Origin of the sequence: Segatella copri, from assembly GCF_949820605.1 — a bacterium.
In the GTDB taxonomy this organism is placed as follows: domain Bacteria; phylum Bacteroidota; class Bacteroidia; order Bacteroidales; family Bacteroidaceae; genus Prevotella.
In genome coordinates this window covers 2,892,775-2,913,882 of the sequence record NZ_CATKVU010000006.1, presented here as the reverse complement: position 1 = coordinate 2,913,882, position 21,108 = coordinate 2,892,775, and the positions used below count along the sequence as shown (strand labels likewise).

At 44.9% G+C, this 21,108-nt stretch carries 18 protein-coding genes; 6 read left to right on the top strand and 12 right to left on the bottom strand.

The window, feature by feature from the left end; translation table 11 throughout:
* Nucleotides 1-286: 286 nt before the first annotated feature.
* The 4 genes from RCO84_RS13180 to polA all read right to left on the bottom strand — a co-directional run bounded on the left by RCO84_RS13180 (nucleotide 287) and on the right by polA (nucleotide 5,407).
* Nucleotides 287-1,492, bottom strand: coding sequence for an IS256 family transposase (locus RCO84_RS13180; RefSeq protein WP_287870909.1), 1,206 nt, complete (start codon nucleotides 1,490-1,492; stop codon nucleotides 287-289).
* A 143-nt stretch (nucleotides 1,493-1,635) separates the two neighbouring features.
* Nucleotides 1,636-2,013 carry a desulfoferrodoxin gene (locus RCO84_RS13175; RefSeq protein ID WP_264902000.1) on the bottom strand — a complete coding sequence of 126 codons (378 nt, stop codon included), beginning with the start codon at nucleotides 2,011-2,013 and terminating at the stop codon, nucleotides 1,636-1,638.
* A gap of 106 nt (nucleotides 2,014-2,119) precedes the next feature.
* Nucleotides 2,120-2,284 carry a rubredoxin gene (rd, locus tag RCO84_RS13170; RefSeq protein ID WP_022120120.1) on the bottom strand — a complete coding sequence of 55 codons (165 nt, stop codon included), beginning with the start codon at nucleotides 2,282-2,284 and terminating at the stop codon, nucleotides 2,120-2,122.
* A 360-nt stretch (nucleotides 2,285-2,644) separates the two neighbouring features.
* Nucleotides 2,645-5,407, bottom strand: coding sequence for a DNA polymerase I (gene polA / locus RCO84_RS13165; RefSeq protein ID WP_317585349.1), 2,763 nt, complete (start codon nucleotides 5,405-5,407; stop codon nucleotides 2,645-2,647).
* Between the two features lie 107 nt (nucleotides 5,408-5,514).
* On the opposite strand from polA, the gene RCO84_RS13160 reads away from it, so the two are divergent.
* Complete coding sequence (locus RCO84_RS13160; RefSeq protein ID WP_287819453.1) at nucleotides 5,515-6,492, top strand: polyprenyl synthetase family protein; 978 nt, start codon at nucleotides 5,515-5,517, stop codon at nucleotides 6,490-6,492.
* 99 nt (nucleotides 6,493-6,591) lie between these two features.
* Here RCO84_RS13160 and deoC read toward each other — a convergent pair whose 3' ends face one another.
* The 6 genes from deoC to mnmG form a co-directional block, all read right to left on the bottom strand.
* On the bottom strand, nucleotides 6,592-7,527 hold the full coding sequence (gene deoC, locus RCO84_RS13155) for a deoxyribose-phosphate aldolase (RefSeq protein ID WP_117729280.1): 936 nt from the start codon (nucleotides 7,525-7,527) through the stop codon (nucleotides 6,592-6,594).
* A gap of 54 nt (nucleotides 7,528-7,581) precedes the next feature.
* The gene (locus RCO84_RS13150; protein WP_118152529.1) at nucleotides 7,582-7,941 is read right to left on the bottom strand and encodes a nucleotide pyrophosphohydrolase; all 360 of its coding nucleotides are present in this window, start codon (nucleotides 7,939-7,941) and stop codon (nucleotides 7,582-7,584) included.
* Nucleotides 7,942-7,990: 49 nt separating this feature from the next.
* Nucleotides 7,991-8,443: a D-aminoacyl-tRNA deacylase gene (gene dtd / locus RCO84_RS13145; RefSeq protein ID WP_287586785.1), complete on the bottom strand. Its 453-nt coding sequence runs from the start codon at nucleotides 8,441-8,443 to the stop codon at nucleotides 7,991-7,993.
* A 131-nt stretch (nucleotides 8,444-8,574) separates the two neighbouring features.
* Nucleotides 8,575-10,422 carry an excinuclease ABC subunit UvrC gene (gene uvrC / locus RCO84_RS13140; protein ID WP_317585348.1) on the bottom strand — a complete coding sequence of 616 codons (1,848 nt, stop codon included), beginning with the start codon at nucleotides 10,420-10,422 and terminating at the stop codon, nucleotides 8,575-8,577.
* 122 nt (nucleotides 10,423-10,544) lie between these two features.
* Nucleotides 10,545-11,075, bottom strand: a complete 531-nt coding sequence (locus RCO84_RS13135; RefSeq protein ID WP_022120113.1) for an adenine phosphoribosyltransferase — start codon at nucleotides 11,073-11,075, stop codon at nucleotides 10,545-10,547.
* Nucleotides 11,076-11,325: 250 nt separating this feature from the next.
* Nucleotides 11,326-13,197: a tRNA uridine-5-carboxymethylaminomethyl(34) synthesis enzyme MnmG gene (gene mnmG / locus RCO84_RS13130; RefSeq protein WP_317585347.1), complete on the bottom strand. Its 1,872-nt coding sequence runs from the start codon at nucleotides 13,195-13,197 to the stop codon at nucleotides 11,326-11,328.
* Between the two features lie 231 nt (nucleotides 13,198-13,428).
* Here mnmG and RCO84_RS13125 point away from each other — a divergent pair, with 231 nt between their 5' ends.
* From RCO84_RS13125 to RCO84_RS13105, 5 genes are all read left to right on the top strand, one after another.
* Nucleotides 13,429-14,112, top strand: a complete 684-nt coding sequence (locus RCO84_RS13125; RefSeq protein WP_022120110.1) for a fumarate reductase transmemBrane cytochrome b subunit — start codon at nucleotides 13,429-13,431, stop codon at nucleotides 14,110-14,112.
* Nucleotides 14,113-14,144: 32 nt separating this feature from the next.
* Nucleotides 14,145-16,127, top strand: coding sequence for a fumarate reductase/succinate dehydrogenase flavoprotein subunit (locus tag RCO84_RS13120; protein WP_153073137.1), 1,983 nt, complete (start codon nucleotides 14,145-14,147; stop codon nucleotides 16,125-16,127).
* A 15-nt stretch (nucleotides 16,128-16,142) separates the two neighbouring features.
* Nucleotides 16,143-16,901 (top strand): succinate dehydrogenase/fumarate reductase iron-sulfur subunit, encoded by a 759-nt coding sequence (locus RCO84_RS13115; protein ID WP_022120108.1) that lies wholly within the window; start codon nucleotides 16,143-16,145, stop codon nucleotides 16,899-16,901.
* A 225-nt stretch (nucleotides 16,902-17,126) separates the two neighbouring features.
* Nucleotides 17,127-17,270, top strand: a complete 144-nt coding sequence (locus tag RCO84_RS13110) for a hypothetical protein (RefSeq protein WP_317585346.1) — start codon at nucleotides 17,127-17,129, stop codon at nucleotides 17,268-17,270.
* 343 nt (nucleotides 17,271-17,613) lie between these two features.
* Nucleotides 17,614-19,152, top strand: a complete 1,539-nt coding sequence (locus RCO84_RS13105) for a class I SAM-dependent methyltransferase (protein WP_317585345.1) — start codon at nucleotides 17,614-17,616, stop codon at nucleotides 19,150-19,152.
* A gap of 197 nt (nucleotides 19,153-19,349) precedes the next feature.
* Here RCO84_RS13105 and RCO84_RS13100 read toward each other — a convergent pair whose 3' ends face one another.
* Both RCO84_RS13100 and RCO84_RS13095 read right to left on the bottom strand, forming a co-directional pair.
* Entirely contained in the window at nucleotides 19,350-20,132 is a 783-nt protein-coding gene (locus tag RCO84_RS13100; RefSeq protein WP_317585344.1) for a Cof-type HAD-IIB family hydrolase, read from the bottom strand.
* A 77-nt stretch (nucleotides 20,133-20,209) separates the two neighbouring features.
* Nucleotides 20,210-21,049, bottom strand: a complete 840-nt coding sequence (locus RCO84_RS13095; protein ID WP_317585343.1) for an MBL fold metallo-hydrolase — start codon at nucleotides 21,047-21,049, stop codon at nucleotides 20,210-20,212.
* Nucleotides 21,050-21,108 lie beyond the last annotated feature (59 nt).

The window sequence follows — 21,108 nt, the reverse complement described above, 5'->3', positions numbered from 1 at the left end:
CATCGAAAGATATAGGGGTAGTACCTGGAAGATATAATAGAAGTCTTTGAGACATATAATGGAAGTTGCTGGAAGATATAGGAGTAATTGCCGGAAGAGTTAATGCCTACGACCGCACAACAGCTGTTGTGCGCTTGCACATCAGGTGATGTGCGCTTGCATAACAGCCGTTGTGCATGTGTTTTTGGGGGTGTAATTTAAACTGTGTCAAGGCTTGTTCTTAACTTTCATTCCCACTCCCTGCTGGGGGCATGCCCCCAGCAGGGAAGCCTTTTCGGCTGCAAAGTTACATAATTTTAAATCTATCTCCAAATTTTATTGCCAATTGTTGAGAAATTTGTCCCCAATTTGCCAGTGACATAGTCCATTTCTTACGGATGTTGCGGTAAGCTAAGTACACAAGCTTCTCCAAAGAATTATCCGTAGGAAAGACCCCTTTAGTCTTTGTGACCTTTCTTACCTGTCTGTGATACCCCTCAACCGTATTGGTCGTATAAATGAGTTTACGGATGGCTGGAGTATATTGGAAATACTCTGTCAGACGTTCCCAATTGTCACGCCATGACTTGATGACAATTGGGTACATCTCTCCCCACTTAGACTCTAACAGGTCTAAATTAGCAGCAGCGGAGTCTTTGTTTACTGCACCATATACTGTTCTTAAATCCTTGATAAACTCCTTTTGATGCTTACTGCCAACATACTTGATAGAATTGCGTATCTGATGGACAATACAGAGCTGCACAGAACTCTCAGGAAATACGCTTTGGATGGCATCCGGGAAGCCTTTGAGACCATCAATACAACAAATCAAGATGTCTCGAACACCACGGTTCTGAAGATCCGTAAGAACTTCTAGCCAGAAGTTAGCTCCTTCACTCTTAGACACATACATACCTAACAGTTCTTTTTGGCCTTCCTTGTTGATGCCAAGAATGTTGTAAATGGCTCGTGTGACAGCTCTGCCATTCTCATCCTTTACCTTATAATGGATAGCATCAAGCCAGCAAATGGCATATACAGGATCGAGCATGCGAGACTTCCAGGCGGTGATTTCGGGTAATACACGGTCTGTTATAGAACTGATAGTATCGGCTGATAGAGTTGTGTTGAACTCACGCTCAAAGTAGCTGCTGATGTCACGTGTGCTGGTGCCCATGGCGTACATCTCAATAATCTGGTCTGCCATGCCATTGGCAAGAATAGTCTCACGCTTCTTTACGGTCTCAGGTTGGAAAGTTCCGTCTCGGTCACGAGGAGTCTCTATAGTGACCTCACCATATTTTGTTTGAACCTTCTTACTCATCTTACCATTACGACGATTGCCGGAAGAGCGTTCCTCTTCACTTAAATGAGCGTCCATCTCACCTTCGAGAGCTGAGTTGAGAATACGCTCTAACAATGGAGCTAATGCTCCGTCCTTGCCAAATAAGGCTTCACCACTACGCAACTGCTGAGCTGCTTTCTTGTAATCAATTTCTAAGTTGTCCATAATATAAAAACTGTGTTAAACTACTTTTATTGTAGCTTGACACAGTTTAGTTTACACTCTCGTGTTTTTCAGCTGTTGTACGATAAAAAGAGATCATCTTCCCAATGTCGGGAAAATGATCTCTTATATCTTTTCTCTGTACTTTATCCTTTCCACAATCCGTGGAGATTGCAGTATTCGCGAGCCGTAACATCCTTGGCTTCAGCATTTGTCATGAAGATGGCCTCTGGCTTTTCGCCTGGCTTCAACTCGTGACGAAGCACATCGGTAGGGGTGAGCAATTCTATCCATTGGATGTAATGCTCTGGAAGCATCGGATGCTCCACACTTCCTACTGTTACGCGATAGCCGCCCTCAATAGGTTCTATCACAGGCACGTGCTTCTCTTTGGCGCCATCACTGGTGTTTTCCTTCATCAGCTTCATCGGCTCGCCACAGCAACTAAGCACGGCTCCTGGGTTTACAACTTCTACTACATTGCCACAAATCTGGCAGCGGTAGATTTCTCTAATCTTTGTCATATTGGTTCCTCCTATTATTTTATGAATGTGTTGCCTGAATATCAGGCAACACATTCAGATGATTCCTTTGTGAGGATTTCCTTCGGGTGATTCCTCCAAAAGAGTCTTATTCCTCTACAGGGCTGAAATCTTCCTTGCCTACTCCGCAAAGAGGGCAAACCCAATCATCTGGGATGTCTTCGAATGCTGTACCTGGAGCGATACCGCCCTCTGGATCACCTACTTCTGGATCATAAATCCAACCACACACGTCGCAAACATATTTCTTCATAATGTTCCTTTCTTTCTTAATTTGATTGATTACTGTTATCTATTCACTTTTAATCAGACTGGTGCGTTTGCATATCTTTCTGATTTCTATGCAAATATACACTTTATTTCTGTAAGAACCAAATAAACATGAAAATATTATAATTTTATTATCCTTTTTAATCTATATAAACAAAGATTTCTAGATGTACTTGTGAATAAAGGAGTTATTTGTCTTTTTAGTAGTGTTTTGATAGAAGGTTTGATTGTTTCATGTGAAACATTTCGAAAAAGAAAAGCTCGCAAGATGAACGTTTGGTATCTTGCGAGTTTCTTTGTATTTAAGTTGCCTTGCGGTTTCTGCGGCTGCCTTTTGGTTTTTCTAATGTGCTTCTAGCCAGTTGTTTCCCCATCCGGCATCAGCGACCAGAGGCACACTGAGCTGGTAGGCGTTCTGCATTTCTTCTACCACAATCTTCTCTACCTTTTCCTTCTCTTCCGGATATACGGAGAAATTGAGTTCGTCATGCACCTGGATAATCATCTTGCTCCTGATGCCTTCTGTTCTGAATCGGTTGAAGATGCGGATCATAGCCACTTTGATGATGTCTGCCTCAGAGCCCTGGATAGGGGCATTGATGGCATTGCGCTCGGCAAATCCTCTTACAGTACCATTCTTGCTGTTGATGTCTGGCAGGTAGCGACGGCGGTGGAAGAGTGTTTCGGCATAGCCTTTCTCTCTTGCCATTTCCTTTGCCTTCTCCATGTAAGCCTGAACACCAGGGAAGGTGCGGAAGTAGTCTTCTATGATCTGCTTTGCCTCTCGGTTTTCGATGTTCATGCGTTGGGCAAGACCGAAGGTCGTGATGCCGTAGATGATGCCGAAGTTGGCAGTTTTTGCCTTCTTGCGCTGTGCATCTGTTACTTCTTTGATGTCTTCGTGCCAAATCTTGGCAGCTGTAGCTGCATGAATATCAGAGCCTTCACGGAATGCTTCTACCATGTTTGGATCCTGGCTCAGGTGTGCCATGATGCGAAGTTCTATCTGTGAATAGTCGGCAGAGAAGAACAGGCAGCCTGGTTCTGGGATGAAGCATCTGCGTATCTCCTTGCCATCGTCATCGCGTACAGGAATATTCTGCAGGTTTGGATCACTTGAAGAAAGACGTCCTGTGGCAGTGATGGCTTGGTTGAAAGAGGCATGAATGTGACCGGTGCGAGAGTTGATAAGCTTTGGAAGGGCATCTATATAGGTTCCCAAAAGTTTCTTTAAACCTCTGTAGTTCAGTATCTCATCGATGATTGGACTCTTGCTGCGCAGCTGCTGAAGAACTTCTTCGCTTGTTACGTACTGGCCCGTCTTCGTCTTCTTAGGCTTCTCCACAATCTTCATCTTTCCGAAGAGTATTTCTCCAACCTGGCGTGGGGAAGCGATATTGAACGATTCGCCTGCCAACTCATAGATATGATGTTCTATCTCATTGAGGCGGTTGGTGAGTTTCTCGGATGTTTCCTTCAGGGTATCGGTGTCGATGCATACTCCCGTCATCTCCATGTGTGCTAAAACAGGTACAAGCGGCATTTCTACATTCCAGAACAGATCTTCACAATCTATTTCTTTGAGTTTTGGTTCGAGCACATTTTTCAATCTCAAGGTGATATCGGCGTCTTCGGCAGCATATTCGTAAATGTCTGATGGGGCGAGATCGCGCATCGACTTCTGGTTCTTTCCCTTCGGACCAATCAGTTCTTCGATGTGGATGGTCTGATAGTTGAGGAATACTTCTGCCAAGTAATCCATGTTGTGGTAAAGTTCTGGCTGGATGAGATAGTGGGCGAGCATCGTATCGAACATCTTGCCCTGAATCTCTATGCCGTAGTTCATCAACACCTCGTAATCGTATTTGATGTTCTGCCCCACTTTCAAGATTTCCGGGTTCTCGTAGAGGGGTTTGAAGATGTTTACGATTTTTAAGGCTTCTTCACGATTTGCCGGAATTGCTACGTAGAAAGCCTCTTTTTCCTTTACGGCAAAGCTCAAACCCACCAATTCTGCATCAATGGCAGCGGTAGATGTGGTCTCTGTGTCTAGACTGAGAATATTGAATGTCAATAAATAGTCATAAAGTTTCCTTGCATCTCCTTCTGTATCAATGAGTTTATATGAATGAGAGGTCGTTTTAATGGTCTCAAAACTCGCGTTTTTTGATTCTTCCTTACCATCGGCAGGCTGTGCGCCAAATAAATCGAGCTCTCCTGTAGGCTTTGTTTGCACCTTTTTAGGTTTGTTAAGAACTCGATTAGCAAACGACTTAAATTCTAACTCGGTGAAGATTTCATCCAGTTTTGTATTGTCTGGCTCTACCCGTTTCAAATCTTCCATCTTGATCTCTACCGGAACATCGGTTCGTATGGTTGCCAGGAACTTTGACATCCTGATATCTTCTACAGCACCCTCCACTTTTTCGCGGAGCTTGCCTTTCACTTGAGAAGAGTTCTCGATAAGACCTTCTACACTACCGAACTCGTTGATAAGTTTGATGGCTGTCTTTTCTCCCACGCCCGGACAGCCTGGGAAGTTATCAGCTGAGTCGCCCATCAGAGCAAGGAGGTCGATAACCTGGAGTGGGGAAGTAATGCTGTATTTCTCTTCAATTTCCTGTACGCCCAACTTTTCGTATCCACCGCCATGACGAGGACGGAACATGAAAACATTGTTGCGAACCAGTTGTGCGTAATCCTTATCGGGTGTGAGCATGTAGGTTTCCATCCCCTTTTCACCTGCCTTCAAGGCAACGGTTCCGATGATATCATCTGCCTCGAAACCATCTACCTGAAGGATAGGGATATGATATGCCTCCAGGATATTTTTGATGATAGGCACAGAGAGTTTGATGTCTTCCGGTGTCTCTTCTCGTTGAGCTTTATATGCAGGGAAAGCCTCATGACGGAAGGTCTTGCCATGGTCGAAAGCCACCGCAATATGGGTAGGTTTCTCCTTGGTAAGTATCTCGTTGAGGGTATTGCAGAACCCCATTACACACGAAGTATTGAGTCCCTTCGAATTGATTCGAGGGGCTTTCATAAAGGCGTAATACGACCTATAAATGAGCGCATACGCGTCTAAAAGGAACAATTTATCCATAATATTCATTTTTGTGGTGTAAAATTACTAAAAAAATGCGATATTTCAAGAAGAATTGATTAATTTTGTAACAAATTTCAGAAATTAAGTAGATTTACTCACATATAATGGACTATTTATCACTTATCAAGCTGCCTATAGAGGCAGAATTAGCAGATTTTATAGATTTGTTCAACAAGTCTCTTATGCATAGCGATGGCCTCCTTTCCCAGGTGCTCGACCATATCCGTCAGCGCGCTGGAAAACGTATGCGCCCTATACTCATCTTGTTGATGGCACGTAATTTTGGAAAGGTTTCCAGTGTTACCCAGCATTCTGCGGTAGGTCTGGAGCTTCTTCATACCGCTTCGCTGGTACATGATGATGTGGTTGATGAGAGTGGGGAGCGCCGCGGACAGGCTAGCGTGAATGCTACTTATAATAATAAGGTGGCTGTGCTTGTGGGCGATTTCATTCTTTCCACCGCCTTGCTTCATGTATCTTATTCGCATTCAGAGGAAATCGTGCGTTATCTTGCTGAGTTGGGACGTATCCTGGCTAATGGTGAGATTCTTCAGCTCAATAGTATCAGTAATGAAGAGATATCGGAAGATATTTATTATCAGGTGATTAAGCAGAAAACGGCTGCTCTCTTTGAGGCTTGCGCCGGTATCGGAGCGATGTCTGCCAATGCTTCAGAACTGCAGATTGAAGAGGCGAAGCGTTTCGGACAGAACTTGGGCATCATCTTCCAGATCCGTGATGATATCTTTGATTATTATGATTCCAAGGAGATAGGTAAACCTACTGGTAATGATATGGTTGAAGGAAAACTGACTTTGCCTGTAATATATGCTTTGAAGTCTACCGGTGATGAGGAGATGATGAAGCTTGCCAGAAAGGTAAAGGCTCATACTGTGACGGCTGATGAAATAGCTCAGTTAGTGGCATTTACAAAAGAAAACGGAGGTATTGAATATGCGGATAAGCGCATGTGGGATTTCCATGCCGAAGCCATGAATTTCCTTGATACTTATGTAGAGGATAAGGATATATACAATGCCTTGAAGGCTTACCTGGATTTTGTGATTGAAAGAAAAGCTTAATATAAGAATTGAAGAAAAACATAATATAAAAAGGGTTGGTTCTCAGAGAGAATCAACCCTTTGCGTTTTTGTATTCTGTTGATAACCAGTTACTTTTCTTTAGAAGTATTTAATCTCCTTGCCAAGTATTTCGCTCAAGAGGAGGTTGGTCAGGCGTGATGTGCCGAGGCGCAACCACTGGTTGGTCAGCCACTTCTCGCCCAAAACTTCCTTCACGATGGTGTAGTAAACTACGGCATCATGAACGGTATTGATACCACCTGCAGGCTTGAAGCCAATCTGGATACCAGTCTTCTCGTAATATGCCTTGATTGCCTGGCACATGACGTATGCTGCTTCTGGGGTAGCAGAAACCTTCTCCTTGCCTGTTGAGGTCTTGATATAGTCTGAACCTGAGTACATCGCGAGGATAGAAGCCTTCATGATGTTGCTGCAATTCTTCAGATCGCCTGTCTCCAGAATGCACTTCATCTTATGCTCTCCGCATGTCTCCTTGAGTTCCTGAATATCATCGCAGAGACCCTCGTAATCTTCGCTGAAGAACTTGCCAACAGGCATTACGATATCCACCTCTGTAGCACCATCCTTGATAGCCATAGCAGTTTCTGCAATCTTAACCTCGATAAAGGTCTGAGATGATGGGAAATTGCCACTTACTACAGCGATTTCTACGCCGTCAACCTCCAGACTCTGGCTGATAAGTCCTGCGAAGTTAGGGTAGGTGCATACGGTTGCTACGTGAGGAAGCTGAGGATAATCCTTGGCAAACTGGTTCACCTTTTCAATCATCTTCAGGATGCTTTCTTCTGTATCTTCTGTATGGAGAGAAGTCAACTCGATGCTACCGAAGAGGAACTTCTTGACCTCCATGGTCTCATTCTCTGCTACCTTTTCATCGAGAATCTTCTTTACTGCAGCAGCTACTTCCTCATCGTTGAGGTTGCAGTTGTACTGCTTCAAAACTGATAAATACTTGTCGTCTGACTCTTTATACTGTCCCTGCTGTGCAAGAACCTGTTCTTTAATACTGCTCATACTTAATGTTATTTATATAATTATTAAAGTTAAGTTTTTATATGAATAGCAATTTTAATTCTTGTTATCTTGTTCTTTATCTTCCTGATGCTCAGATAGTTTTGGATTGTTTTTATGCCTTTCAGAATCCCTTTGGGTCTTCTTGTCAAAACTCTTCTGGAGTTCTTCTGTCAAGTCAATCCCTGTCTGATTTGCCAGGCAGATAAGCACCCAAAGAACATCGGCCATTTCTTCGCCTAAGTTAGGTTTCTCGCCTTTCTTAAAACTCTGGTCGCCGTATGTTCGGGCAATGACGCGTGCCAGTTCGCCCACTTCTTCTGTGAGGCAAGCCATATTGGTAAGTTCGCTGAAATAGCGTACGCCATATTCTTTAATCCACTGATCTACAGCTTCTTGTGCTTCTTTTATTGTCATCTTCCTAATTCTTTTATGGGGAAAGATGCCTTTCTTTCAGGGTAGGGCATTATTCCTTGTTGTGAGTATCCATCATGATGGTTACCGGTCCATCATTCAGCAATTCTACCTTCATATCGGCACCAAATTCGCCTGTTCCTACTGGCTTTCCGAGTGCATCGGATAGCTTTTTGCAGAACTCCTCATAGAGTGGAACGCTGATTTCGTGCTTGGCTGCTCTGAGCCAGCTTGGGCGGTTTCCTTTCTTATAACTGGCGAATAGGGTGAACTGGCTGATGACCAGAATTTCCCCATTTATATCCATGATAGAGCGGTTCATAACATGGTTTTCGTCGTCGAAAACACGGAGTCCTATTACCTTTCTGACCAGCCAGTCTACATCTTCTGAAGTGTCGCTTTCCTCTATTCCCAGAAGGATCAGATAGCCTTGTCTGATGGCAGATTTAACCTCTCCTTCTATGGTAACTGAGGCGTGAGAGACACGCTGTATTACGATTCTCATATTACTACTTTGAACTTTGAATGTTGAACATAGAACTTTATGAATAGCATTTGTGGAATGCTTGCTTCGGTTCGGTTCTTCTTCTTATTATTAATATATATAGTATAGTTTGAACTGCAAATATACAACTTTTATTTCATATTCTCGCCTTTTTCTTCGAAATATTTTGAAAGAATTTCTGCCTTATGAGGGCCTAATACTTCTGAAAGTTGTTCCAAGGATGCTTCTTTCATCTTTTTCACGCTCTTAAACTTGCTCAGAAGGGCTTCTTTAGCCTTCGGACCGATGCCTTTGATATCGTCTAATTCTGAGTGAAGAGCATGTTTGCTGCGCTTGTCGCGATGGAAGGTGATGGCGTATCTGTGCACCTCATCCTGTATCTGCGTCAGAACCTTGAACAGCTCGCTTTCGGGTGGTAGGGCGATGGTTTGAGGAGGGAATCCGAAGAGGAGTTCGTTGGTTCTGTGCCGGTCGTCCTTGGCAAGTCCTGCGATTGGAATATCCAGGTGTAATTCGTTAACAATAACCTCTCTTACTACGTCCATCTGACCCTTTCCGCCATCGGTAATAATGAGGTCTGGAAGTGCAGTTTCTTCCTCTATCATGCGACTGTACCGGCGTCTTACCACCTCTTGCATGGATGCGTAATCGTCAGGTCCTTCCACTGTTTTGATGTTGTATTTCCTATAGTCTTTTCTGGATGGTTTCATACCTTTATATACGATGCAACCTGCCACGGCATCAGTACCGGATATGTTGGAATTATCAAAACATTCTATCTGGTAAGGCATCTTCGGAAGCTTCAGTTTTGCTTGTAATTCCTTCATCAATCGGGTCTGTTTCTGCTCCGGATTGAGCTTTTCTGCCTGCTTCAGACGGTCGAATTTATACTGCTTGCAGTTCATTTCCGACAGCTCTAGAAGGTGCTTTTTGTCTCCTCTCTGGGGTACAAAGAAGGTGGCATCTTTCAGCTTCCATTCCATTTCGAAGGGCACGATTATCTCCTTCGATGTGGAGTGGAAACGCTCTCTGATTTCTGGAATGGCAGTAATCAGAAGCTCCTCGTTGCTCTCCTCCAGCTTGCGCTTATACTCGTAGGTAAAGCTCTGGTTGATGGTGCCGTTTTTTACGTGAATATAGTTGATGAAGGCGTTTTTGTTGGCATCATCATTTACGATGGTGAAGACATCTACGTCTGTAATGGTATGGCTTACTACCTCGCTTTTTGCCTCAAATTCATCCAGTAATTGGTACTTTTTCTTATATTCTTCGGCTATTTCAAAACGTAGAAGTTCTGCATTTTTCATCATCAAATCGTAGAGATATTTGCTTACTTCCCGCGTGTTTCCCTTCAGAATTTCACGTGCCTGGCGCATGTTTTCCTGATATTCCTCATAGCTCTGCTTGTTGATGCAGGGTGCTCCGCAGTTGTGGATATGATACTCCAGACACGGCTTGTATCTGCCTTCTGCAACGCCTTCTCTGGTGATAGGCATTCTGCAGGTGCGGGGCTTATAGAGCTTTTTGATAACCTCTAAAACAGCATACATGCTGCCGATATGTGGGTAAGGACCGAAGAAGGTTCCCACTTTTTTATTGATATGACGAGTCTTGAAAATGCGTGGAAAATACTCGTTTGTTACGCATATAGAGGGGTATGTCTTGCCGTCTTTCAGCAGGACATTGTATCTTGGATTATACTTTTTGATCAGGCTGTTTTCGAGCAAAAGTGCGTCTTCTTCTGTGTTTACGACCGTATAAGATATGTCGTGAATCTTAGAAACAAGCACCTTTGTCTTGTATCTGTCTACCTCTTTATGGAAGTAGGATGATACTCTTCTCTTCAGATTTTTCGCCTTTCCCACATATATAATCGTATGATTTTCGTCGTAATATTGGTAGCTTCCTGGCTTTTCCGGCATACTTAAAACGATGTTTTTAAGCCTTGCCAAGCGCTCCTCATTCTCTTGTTTCGTCATATTTTTACTTGTTTTTAAGGGGAAAACGAGCGTTACTGTTTCACGTGAAACGGCAACGCTCTAGTGTCTTTTACTGCTTCCTTGCTGCATTCTCGCAGTATTTCTTGCAGTATTTTTGCATCTTATAACTGTAATAAAGTAGTTACTTCAACGTCTGGATCAAAGGAGTTTCTGCCTTCGAAATTCTCGTTTACGAGTTCGATGATGAAGTTGGCATATACCTTTTTCGGATGGAATTTCTTTACCAGGTCGCATGCTGCTTTCATGGTTCCACCGGTGGCAAGGAGGTCGTCGTGGAGGAGTACAATGTCGTCCTCATTGATGGCATCTTCGTGGATTTCGATGGTATCGATGCCATATTCCTTAGCATAACTTTCCTGTACGGTTTTGCATGGAAGTTTGCCCGGTTTGCGGCATAAAACTACACCGGCTCCGAGACGTATTGCAAGGGCTGAAGACATTACGAAACCGCGTGATTCGATGCCTACAATCTTGGTGATTCCTTTGTCTTTGTAGAGTTCATACATCTCATCGCTGATCTCTTTTAAAGATGCAGGATTCTTGAAAAGAGTTGATACATCGCGGAAGTTTACACCCTTGATTGGCCAATCTGGAATGCAACGCAGATTGTCTAATAATAGCTGATTGTTCATTACTTTTTATGCTTTAAATTGATACTTATTTTGTTCTTTTTTCTTGTTCCTTTTTATGGGCTTTTTGCCCGTTTGTTTTTTGTGTTTTGCTCGATTTTATCAGCTTTTGTTTCACGAATTGCTGAAGTTTTACTTTAACCGCAAAACACTTGATGCAACCTTTCTTAAGCGGTTGAGCATCAAATGTTTTACTGATAATCTGTTTCACGTGAAACATTGAGAGTTCCCTTGTTTTTCACTGTGAAACGGCTTATCTTCCGAGTAATACGAGCATCACGTTGATATCGCTTGGTGATACGCCCGGAATTCGGCTTGCCTGTGCCAAGGTTTCCGGGTCGATGCGCTCGAGTTTCTGGCGTCCTTCTGTGGAGATTTCGTGGAGCTCGGAATAGTTGAAACGGCCCTTTATCTTGATGTTCTCCAAACGGTGCATCTTGTCGGCAATGAGACGCTCTCGTTCGATGTAACCTTTGTACTTCATTTTGATTTCTGCAGCTTCCGTTATCTCTTCCTTTCGGTTGGCTGGTGTTTCCAGCGCAGCCTTCAGGTCCGGAATAATCTCCGAAAGATTCGTGAGGTTCAGATGCGGACGAGCGATGAGGTCGATGAGCTTGCAGCCGGCGCGAAGTGGAGTAGTGCCGAGCGCCTCCAGTTTTGGATTTATCTCATCCTTCTTGATAGGATAATTGGCGCAAAATTCGATGATTCTTCCGATGGCTTCTTTTTTCTCTATCCACCAGTCGTAACGGTCGCGCTTGGCAATTCCGAGTTCGTATGCTTTTTCGGTGAGTCGGGCATCGGCATCGTCCTGACGGAGCAGAATGCGGTATTCGGCTCTGGAGGTAAACATACGGTATGGTTCGTCCACTCCCTTTGTGGTGAGATCATCGATGAGTACGCCGATATAACTCTCGTCGCGGTTCATCTCAAATGTCTTGTCTCCGACACAATGCAGGGCTGCGTTGATTCCGGCCACGGTTCCCTGTCCTCCTGCTTCCTCATAACCGGTGGTTCCGTTCACCTGTCCGGCAAAGAAGAGACCTTTGATGATTTTCGACTCCAGTGAATGTTTGAGTTGGGTAGGGTCAAAGTAATCGTATTCGATGGCGTATCCCGGCCTGTAAATCTTGGCATCTCTCAAAGCAGGAATCTCATGAAGAGCATTCAGCTGGATATCCATCGGCATGCTCGAAGAAAAACCGTTCAGATACATCTCGTTCGTATCTTCGCCTTCCGGTTCCAGAAAGAGCGGATGCTGATCCTTGTCGGGGAAGGTGACGAGCTTCGTTTCTATACTCGGACAGTAACGTGGACCGGTACTCTGAATCTGACCATTATATAAAGGTGAGTCAGCGAGACCGCTTTTTAAAGTTTCGTGTACCTTCTTGTTGGTGTAGCAAGTCCAGCAAGGCAATTGTTTCAGAACCCGATGTTCTCCCATGTAAGAGAATTGGTGGAAATCGCTGTCGCCCGGCTGCTCTTCCATATCTTCGAAATGAACACTTCGCTTGTCGATTCTGACCGGAGTACCGGTTTTCATTCTGGCTGTAGTGATACCCCATCGGGTGATGCTCTCCGTAAAGTTGTGTACGGCAGGTTCGGCGCATCTTCCGCCTTCTACCATCTTTCTTCCTACATGCATCAGTCCGTTGAGGAATGTTCCAGCGGTGATGATGATGCTCTTGGCATAGAATTCGGCTCCCCAGATGGTTTTTACGCCGATGGCTTCTCCGTTAGCTACGAGCAGTTCGTCAGCCTGGTCTTGCCAGATGTCGAGGTTGTCGGTGTGGTCGAGGATGGTTCTCCATTCCCAGATAAACTTTCCTCTGTCGCATTGGGCACGGGGGCTCCATACGGCAGGACCTTTGCCGATGTTGAGCATTCGGAACTGGATGGCGGTTTTATCCGTTACGATACCCATCTGTCCGCCCAAAGCATCGATTTCGCGCACAATCTGTCCCTTGGCAATACCTCCGATGGCGGGGTTGCAACTCATCTGTCCAATCTTGTTCATATCCATCGTTATCAAACAGGTTTTGGCACCCATGTTTGCAGAGGCTGCAGCAGCCTCGCATCCGGCATGTCCTCCACCGATAACGAGCACGTCATAATTGAATTTCATACTTCGTTTAATCTATATTTTTTCTAATTTTCGGCAAAAGTAAGAAATAAAATCGAAATTTTAGCAAAAATACTTTGATAAATCATTAAAATATAGTAATTTTGCAGCAGACTTGCGAAAATATACCTAGAAATGAGGATTGCAGAATGCCAAAAAATAGGTATTGCAGGGACGAAAAGTGTGGAATATAAATTAGTTTCAAACAGTTAAATAATTAAATTTCAATCATTTATGTGGTTAATCAATTCATCTATTGGTAGAAAGGTAGTGATGTCAGTAACTGGTATCGCTCTTATTCTATTCTTGACATTCCACGGTTGCATGAATGTTGTTGCGCTTTTCTCTGGAGAAGCTTACAACACAATCTGCGAGTTGTTGGGTGCTAACTGGTACGCCGTAGTTGCAACTTTGGGTTTGGCAGCTTTGGCAGTTTGTCACATCGTTTACGCTTTCATCCTGACAGCACAGAACCGTCGTGCTCGCGGTAACCAGCGTTACGAGGTAACAGCAAAGCCAGAGAAAGTAGAGTGGGCTAGCCAGAACATGTTGGTGCTCGGTATCATCATCGTTCTCGGTTTGTTGCTTCACCTCTTTAATTTCTGGTACAACATGATGTTTGCAGAGCTTTTGGGTACAAGCTTCGGTCACAGCCCAGCAGACGGCTTCGCATTCATTCAGGACACCTTCGCTAACCCAGTGTTCGTAGTTCTCTACATCATCTGGTTGGTAGCTCTTTGGTTCCACCTCACTCACGGTTTCTGGAGTGCTATTCAGACTCTCGGTTGGAGCGGTAAGACTTGGTTCTGCCGTTGGAAGATGATCGGTATGATTTACTCTACCATCCTGCTTCTCCTCTTCATCGTAGTTGTATTGGCATTCGCTTTCGGTTGCGCTCCATCTTTGTGCTGCGCATAATTCGTGTAATCATTTAAGTATTAAAAAAGATTATGGCAAAAACATTAAATTCTAGAATACCTGAAGGACCAGTTGCTGAGAAGTGGACCAACTATAAGGCTCATCAGCGTTTGGTTAACCCAAAGAATAAGTTAAAGCTCGACGTTATCGTTGTAGGTACAGGTTTGGCAGGTGCTTCTGCTGCTGCTTCTCTCGGCGAGATGGGCTTCAATATCTTGAACTTCTGCATCCAGGACTCTCCACGTCGTGCTCACTCTATCGCAGCACAGGGTGGTATCAATGCAGCTAAGAATTATCAGAATGATGGTGACTCTGTTTACCGTCTGTTCTACGATACTGTAAAGGGTGGTGACTACCGTGCTCGTGAGGCTAACGTTTACCGTTTGGCTGAGGTGAGCAACGACATCATCGACCAGTGCGTAGCTCAGGGCGTTCCTTTCGCTCGTGAGTACGGTGGTATGCTGGCTAACCGTTCTTTCGGTGGTGCTCAGGTATCTCGTACATTCTATGCTAAGGGTCAGACAGGTCAGCAGCTCCTCCTCGGTGCTTACTCTTCTTTGAGCCGCATGGTTGAGGCAGGTAAGGTTAAGCTCTTCACCCGTTACGAGATGGAGGATATTGTGATCGTTGACGGTCACGCTCGTGGTATCATCGCTAAGAATTTGATTACAGGTAAGTTGGAGCGTTTCTCTGCCAACGCCGTAGTTATCGCTACCGGTGGTTATGGTAACGCTTACTTCCTTTCTACAAACGCTATGGGTTGTAACTGTACAGCAGCTATCCAGTGCTACCGCAAGGGTGCTGACTTCGCTAACCCATCTTATGTCCAGATTCACCCTACATGTATCCCTGTTCACGGTACAAACCAGAGTAAGTTGACTTTGATGTCAGAGTCACTCCGTAACGATGGTCGTATCTGGGTTCCTAAGAAGATTGAGGATGCCAAGGCATTGCAGGCTGGTACAAAGAAGGGTTCTGATATTCCTGAGGAAGACCGCGACTACTACTTGGAGCGCCGTTACCCAGCATTCGGTAACCTGGTTCCTCGTGACGTGGCTTCTCGTGCAGCTAAGGAGCGTTGCGACAAGGGCTTCGGTGTCAACAACACTGGTCTTGCCGTATTCCTCGACTTCTCTGAGTCTATCAACCGTCTCGGTATCGACGTTATCCTGCAGCGTTATGGCAACCTCTTCGATATGTATGAGGAGATTACTGACGTTAACCCAGGTGAGTTGGCTAACGAGATTAACGGCGTGAAGTACTACAACCCAATGATGATCTTCCCTGCTATCCACTATACAATGGGTGGTATCTGGGTTGACTACGAGTTGATGACCACTATCCCTGGTCTCTTCGCTATTGGTGAGTGTAACTTCTCTGACCACGGTGCTAACCGTCTTGGTGCTTCTGCTTTGATGCAGGGTTTGGCTGACGGTTACTTCGTATTGCCATACACTATCCAGAACTACCTGGCTGATCAGGCATTGTGGCCAAAGCTCTCTACCGATCTCCCAGAGTTCGCAGAGGCAGAGGCAGGTGTTCAGAAGGAAATCGACCGCCTGATGGGTATCCAGGGCAAGCGCTCTGTAGATTCTATCCACAAGGAGTTGGGTCACATCCTTTGGGAGCACGTAGGTATGGGTCGTACCAAGGAAGGTCTTGAGGAAGGCTTGAAGAAGATGAAGGCTCTCCGCGAGGAATTCAACAAGAACCTCTTCATCCCTGGCAAGAAGGAAGGCTTGAACGTAGAGTTGGATAAGGCTATCCACTTGCGTGACTTCATCTTGATGGGCGAGTTGATCGCTTACGATGCATTGCACCGCAACGAGAGCTGTGGTGGTCACTTCCGTGAGGAGTACCAGACAGAGGAAGGCGAGGCAAAGCGTGATGACGAGCACTTCTTCTACGTAGGCTGCTGGGAGTATCAGGGCAATGATACAACTGCTCCAGTGCTCAACAAGGAACCTCTCGAGTATGAGGCAATTAAGGTACAGACAAGAAATTACAAGAATTAAAAAGCGAACAAGACAATGGCAAGAAATATAAGTTTCACAGTTAAGTATTGGAAGCAGGACGGTCCTACAGCACAGGGTCACTTCGATACACATGAGATGAAGAACATCCCAGATGATACTTCATTCCTCGAGATGCTCGACATCTTGAACGAGGAGCTCATCGAGTCAGGTCAGGAGCCTTTCGTCTTCGACCACGACTGCCGCGAGGGTATCTGCGGTATGTGCTCTCTCTATATTAATGGTACACCACACGGTAAGACTGAGCGTGGTGCTACAACATGTCAGCTCTACATGCGTCGTTTCAACGATGGCGATGTTATCACCGTTGAGCCTTGGCGTTCTGCTGGTTTCCCTATCATCAAGGACTGTATGGTAGACCGTTCAGCATTCGACAAGATCATCCAGGCAGGTGGTTACACCAGCATTCGTACAGGTCAGGCTCAGGATGCTAACGCTATCCTGATTCCTAAGGAGAATGCAGACGAGGCAATGGATTGCGCTACATGTATCGGTTGCGGTGCTTGTGTTGCTGCATGTAAGAATGGTTCTGCTATGCTCTTCGTCAGCTCAAAGGTTAGCCAGCTGGCACTTCTCCCACAGGGTCGTGTAGAGGCTGCTGCCCGTGCTAAGAAGATGATTGCACGCATGGACGAGCTCGGATTCGGTAACTGTACAAACACTCGTGCTTGCGAGGCTGTTTGTCCTAAGAACGAGTCTATCGCTAACATCGCCCGCTTGAACCGTGAGTTCTTGAAGGCTAAGTTGGCTGACTAATCCATCGTTTCTTTTGAGACACCGGAATTTTCTCTCTGCATCTTTACGGATGCGAGAGAATTTTCCCAACAACTCTTCACTCTTCACCTTTTGTGTGTAAGTAGTTGAAGGATAGATAGTTGGGCGGGTGAAGAGTGGTTTTTTACTCTTCACCCGCCCTTCACCGTTTTAGGCTGTTGACAGCTAAGCGGTTCTGCGTTTATACCTTGCCCAATATCGTAAAGGGTGAAGAGTGGTGAAGAGTGGGTGAAGAGTGCCGAAAATCTCTTCATCTATGTAATATGTTGTGTTTCAGTTCTTTATGCTGAAAAGGTGAAGAGTGAAGAGCTGATTGCGATATTCCTGCCAACCGTGCTTCTCTTGAAATAAGAGAAAGGATGTTTGGCAAACTGTTATACAGGAACAGCCGACTAGCCTCTGTTGCGCTAGTCGGCTGTTTGCCTTTTGCCAGTATGCTGTTTTTCTTCTGCCAGCCTTCTGTTTTTCCTAGTCAGTTGTTCTATCTCCGATAGTTATGTATTTATTTATGCCTGCTGTTAGAATCATATAGCCAGGAAAAAGGGTAGATTATAGCCGAGAGCATCCTGTTTTTGGTGCGTCCCGACATAAATTATCAGATATTCTGAGAAATATTTTGTAATCTCATCAGAATATCGTAAATTTGCGGTTATTAAGAATAAGTAATGTAATGACGAATCACTCAACAGAAATAATGAACCAAGCAACGCTCGATTTTATCCGCCAGCATCAGGACGATGATGTTCGCCAGTTGGCTTTCCTCGGCAGCAAGTATCCCGAGGTAGATATGCCTTTCGCTCTCGACCAGATTCGCGGGCGAAAGATGGCTCGTGTGAAACTGCCCCGTTGGGCAAGCATCGATGGCATTATCTATCCCCCTCATATTTCGATGGAGCAATGTTCGTCAGAGCAAACGGCACTTTATAAGGCTGAACTCGCAGCCCGACTGCTCGGCTTGTCTCCTTCATCATCCGAAAACGGAGAAGAAAAGGAGAAGGAGAGCGAAAACGCCTCAAATCTTCATCTTTCTGAAATTTGCGAATTTGCGGGCAAAGGGGCAGTTGATTCAGAATTCGCCAAAAATGAAGCTACTTGCAAAAAGCAACAGATATTAACAGAATCAGAAGAGAATGTTAATGAAATAAAAGAAGAACCTCATGAAGGAGATTTTTCTGAAGAAACCGGGTTTGTTGACCTGACCGGCGGCTTCGGAGTAGACTTCTCTTACATCGCTTTCCGATTGGGCGTGAAGTCGATGTATGTGGAGCGTCAGGCTCATCTCTGTGAAGCAGCGAAGGAAAACTTCGGGCGATTGGGCTTGAAGAACGCCATCGTGAAGAATGGGGACGGAATAGAGGTGCTGCATTCTTTTGCTTCAAAGAAAGAGGCTGCTGCATCAGATTCTTTAGGCATCATTTATGACCAACCCCTGTCATTACTTAAGACCAAGCTTGGTCTTAAGCTAATCTTCATAGATCCTGCTCGTAGAGACGATGCGGGCAACAAGGTAGTATCCTTGAAAGATTGTACGCCCGATGTAACCCTTTTGCAGGAAGAAATGCTTTCGAAGGCAGATTACGTCATCATCAAACTCTCTCCGATGCTCGACTGGCACCGTACCATAAGCGAATTAAGCCACGTAAGAGAGGTTCATATCATCTCCGTGAATAAGGAGTGCAAGGAGCTCCTTTTAGTGCTCTCAGCGCGAAATATGGGCGGAATGGAGGCTTCTTCGGCAGATGGAGAAGTAAAACATGCCGGGAATCTCCGTATTTATTGTGTCAATGATGCCCAGTCCTTCGTCTGCGAAGAGTCGGATATGGAGGCTTCTTCCGTCAAGATTGCCCCATCCACGCTTGAAGAGATGCAGTATCTTTACGAGCCGAATGCGTCGTTGATGAAAGCCGGCTGTTTCGGTGTTCTTTCCGGGCGCTATGATGCAAGAATGCTTTCCAAGAACAGCCATCTTTTCGTGAGCCGTGAGCCTATCGCCGCCTTCCCAGGCAGGAGTTTCCGCATCATCGCCGTATCCTCCTTTAATAAAAAGGAGTTGAAGCGTCATCTCTCAGGCATCACCAAGGCAAACATCGCCACCCGCAACTTCCCCCTTTCCGTAGCCGAATTGCGCAAGCGTCTGAAGCTGAAAGATGGTGGCGAAACCTATATTTTTGCCACCACACTGAGCGACGAAAGCCATGTTCTGGTGATAACGGAAAAAGCTTGTTTCAATTGACAAGTCATTGACAGCTGTTGAAGCAAAACATCCTTATTGTGGATTTCAGGAAATTAAAGAATAAGAAAATGAGGTTAATTTAGGTGTTGCATTGATACCAATGCAGGAACTGACGTGAAATGTTTGCGAAATATGGGCTACCTGCATAAACACAGGTTTATGCGCAGGTGCCCCCAATCCCTTTCATCATTCTAAGTCTAAATCACTTTTAGATATTTCAATGCTTGATATATTCCGTCATCATCGACAGAATTTGTAACATGGTCTGCCGCATCTTTTACAGTTTGAGATGCGTTCCCCATTACCACGCCGATTCCGGCTTCCCTTATCATAGGAAGATCATTGCCTCCATCTCCGAAAGCAACCGTCTGGGAAAGGGGAAAGCCGTACCATGTAATCATATCTTTCATGCCCTTTGCCTTATCTACTCCTTTTGCTGTAATATCAATAAACTCAGGACACCATCGGCTTGATACTACATTATTTAATAAAGGCAAAATAGCCTGTTCTTCCGTTGGCGTTACCACTGGTGTAAGTTGCAATATGCGTTGTCCGAGAATCGTTTGCTGTGATGTGCTTTCCCTGAGGTTCTGAACATTCAGCATATCCTTGAAGATATGGTCTGCTGCCGGATTGTTGTTGTACATCATAATGTCCTGCTCCCCGACAATCATGCAGGCAAACCCCATCTTGTCCGACAGTTCTATCACAGAGGTAACCTGATTCATCGGAATCGGACAACAGGAAATCTCTTGTTTGCCGGAAAAACAATATGCGCTGTTAGCCGTGATATAGCCATCGACCAAGTGTTTAATTTCTTCAATATTGTTTATAAGCCCGTATGGGCGTCCTGTTGCGATGTATATGCCGGCCCCCTTTTCTTTCGCAAGCGTCAATCCATATATGGCCGACTCTGGTATCTTGTGGCTCTTGAAACTTACGAGCGTACCGTCTATGTCAAAAAATAGAAATCTTTTCATTCTTTATGCCTTTCATTAAATGAAATAAGCGACCATGAGTATCGCACGGTCGCTTATTCCACTATCCAAATCAAATGTTATTTACTCAAGGAAATAATCTCTCCGTCTTCAGGAATGAGCAATTTATCATTTCCTATTTTCATTTTTTTCGCCTCTTTCCGTAAAACAGCTCTGGTGGTAAGGCAATGATCCACTGCATCCATGTGTACGGCAATGATTTTCGCGTTGCCGCTTTCTTGTATCAATGCCATGACCTGTCGTTCGTCCATGATGATAGGCGTTGCGTCGTAACCGCCTGGCATGACGGCTCCGCCGGAATTAACCACGATATAGTCTGGATTATATCTTCCGATATTGTCGGCGATACCTTGTGTCCAAACTCCATCACCTATTATATAAAGGGTAGGATGTCCGGATGCCTTCAGGACAAACCCCGAAGCGTCTCCCATGTTTTTTAACATGCGGCCTGTGCCGTGTTGCGCATCCGTGCGAATGATCGTGATACCGTCATAAACTACACTGTCGGCAATGGCTTCGGCATTCCAAAAGTTGCAGTTAAGAAAGTATTGTTCATCGGCTTGTTGTCCGAACAATTTCAGCGACTTATCCAATACAGCCGCTGCCGTTGGGTCGAAATGGTCAACGTGAGCGTGGGTAACCAACACGAAATCAATCCCCTTGGTAATTTCATCTACTTTCATTGGCAATTCCACCATCGGTGTTTTTACTTTGCCTCTCACGCTTCCTAATGCGCCCTTAGGTGAAAGCATCGGATCGAGCAGAATATGATGCCCGGCATAGTCTATAAGCAGGGTTGCATTTCTAACTAACTGAATTTGTGATTCTGCAGCATTTCCGCGCGCATAGACGCACAGAAACAGACTGATAAACAGGAATGTTGTTACTATTCGTTTCATTGTCTCTAATTATAATTTTAAATTAAACTTTAAATTTCGCTGCAAAATTAATACATTTG

Excerpts from the sequence above, each read along its gene's own strand:
- rd (WP_022120120.1), bottom strand. The coding sequence starts at position 2,284 with ATGAAGAAATATGTTTGCGACGTGTGTGGTTGGATTTATGATCCAGAA.
- RCO84_RS13125 (WP_022120110.1), top strand. The coding sequence starts at position 13,429 with ATGTGGTTAATCAATTCATCTATTGGTAGAAAGGTAGTGATGTCAGTA.
- RCO84_RS13150 (WP_118152529.1), bottom strand. The coding sequence starts at position 7,941 with ATGACAATAAAAGAAGCACAAGAAGCTGTAGATCAGTGGATTAAAGAA.
- RCO84_RS13135 (WP_022120113.1), bottom strand. The coding sequence starts at position 11,075 with ATGAACAATCAGCTATTATTAGACAATCTGCGTTGCATTCCAGATTGG.
- dtd (WP_287586785.1), bottom strand. The coding sequence starts at position 8,443 with ATGAGAATCGTAATACAGCGTGTCTCTCACGCCTCAGTTACCATAGAA.
- mnmG (WP_317585347.1), bottom strand. The coding sequence starts at position 13,197 with ATGAAATTCAATTATGACGTGCTCGTTATCGGTGGAGGACATGCCGGA.
- polA (WP_317585349.1), bottom strand. The coding sequence starts at position 5,407 with ATGGATAAATTGTTCCTTTTAGACGCGTATGCGCTCATTTATAGGTCG.
- RCO84_RS13105 (WP_317585345.1), top strand. The coding sequence starts at position 17,614 with ATGAACCAAGCAACGCTCGATTTTATCCGCCAGCATCAGGACGATGAT.
- RCO84_RS13100 (WP_317585344.1), bottom strand. The coding sequence starts at position 20,132 with ATGAAAAGATTTCTATTTTTTGACATAGACGGTACGCTCGTAAGTTTC.
- RCO84_RS13120 (WP_153073137.1), top strand. The coding sequence starts at position 14,145 with ATGGCAAAAACATTAAATTCTAGAATACCTGAAGGACCAGTTGCTGAG.
- RCO84_RS13095 (WP_317585343.1), bottom strand. The coding sequence starts at position 21,049 with ATGAAACGAATAGTAACAACATTCCTGTTTATCAGTCTGTTTCTGTGC.
- RCO84_RS13180 (WP_287870909.1), bottom strand. The coding sequence starts at position 1,492 with ATGGACAACTTAGAAATTGATTACAAGAAAGCAGCTCAGCAGTTGCGT.
- deoC (WP_117729280.1), bottom strand. The coding sequence starts at position 7,527 with ATGAGCAGTATTAAAGAACAGGTTCTTGCACAGCAGGGACAGTATAAA.
- RCO84_RS13175 (WP_264902000.1), bottom strand. The coding sequence starts at position 2,013 with ATGACAAAGATTAGAGAAATCTACCGCTGCCAGATTTGTGGCAATGTA.
- RCO84_RS13115 (WP_022120108.1), top strand. The coding sequence starts at position 16,143 with ATGGCAAGAAATATAAGTTTCACAGTTAAGTATTGGAAGCAGGACGGT.
- RCO84_RS13160 (WP_287819453.1), top strand. The coding sequence starts at position 5,515 with ATGGACTATTTATCACTTATCAAGCTGCCTATAGAGGCAGAATTAGCA.
- uvrC (WP_317585348.1), bottom strand. The coding sequence starts at position 10,422 with ATGACGAAACAAGAGAATGAGGAGCGCTTGGCAAGGCTTAAAAACATC.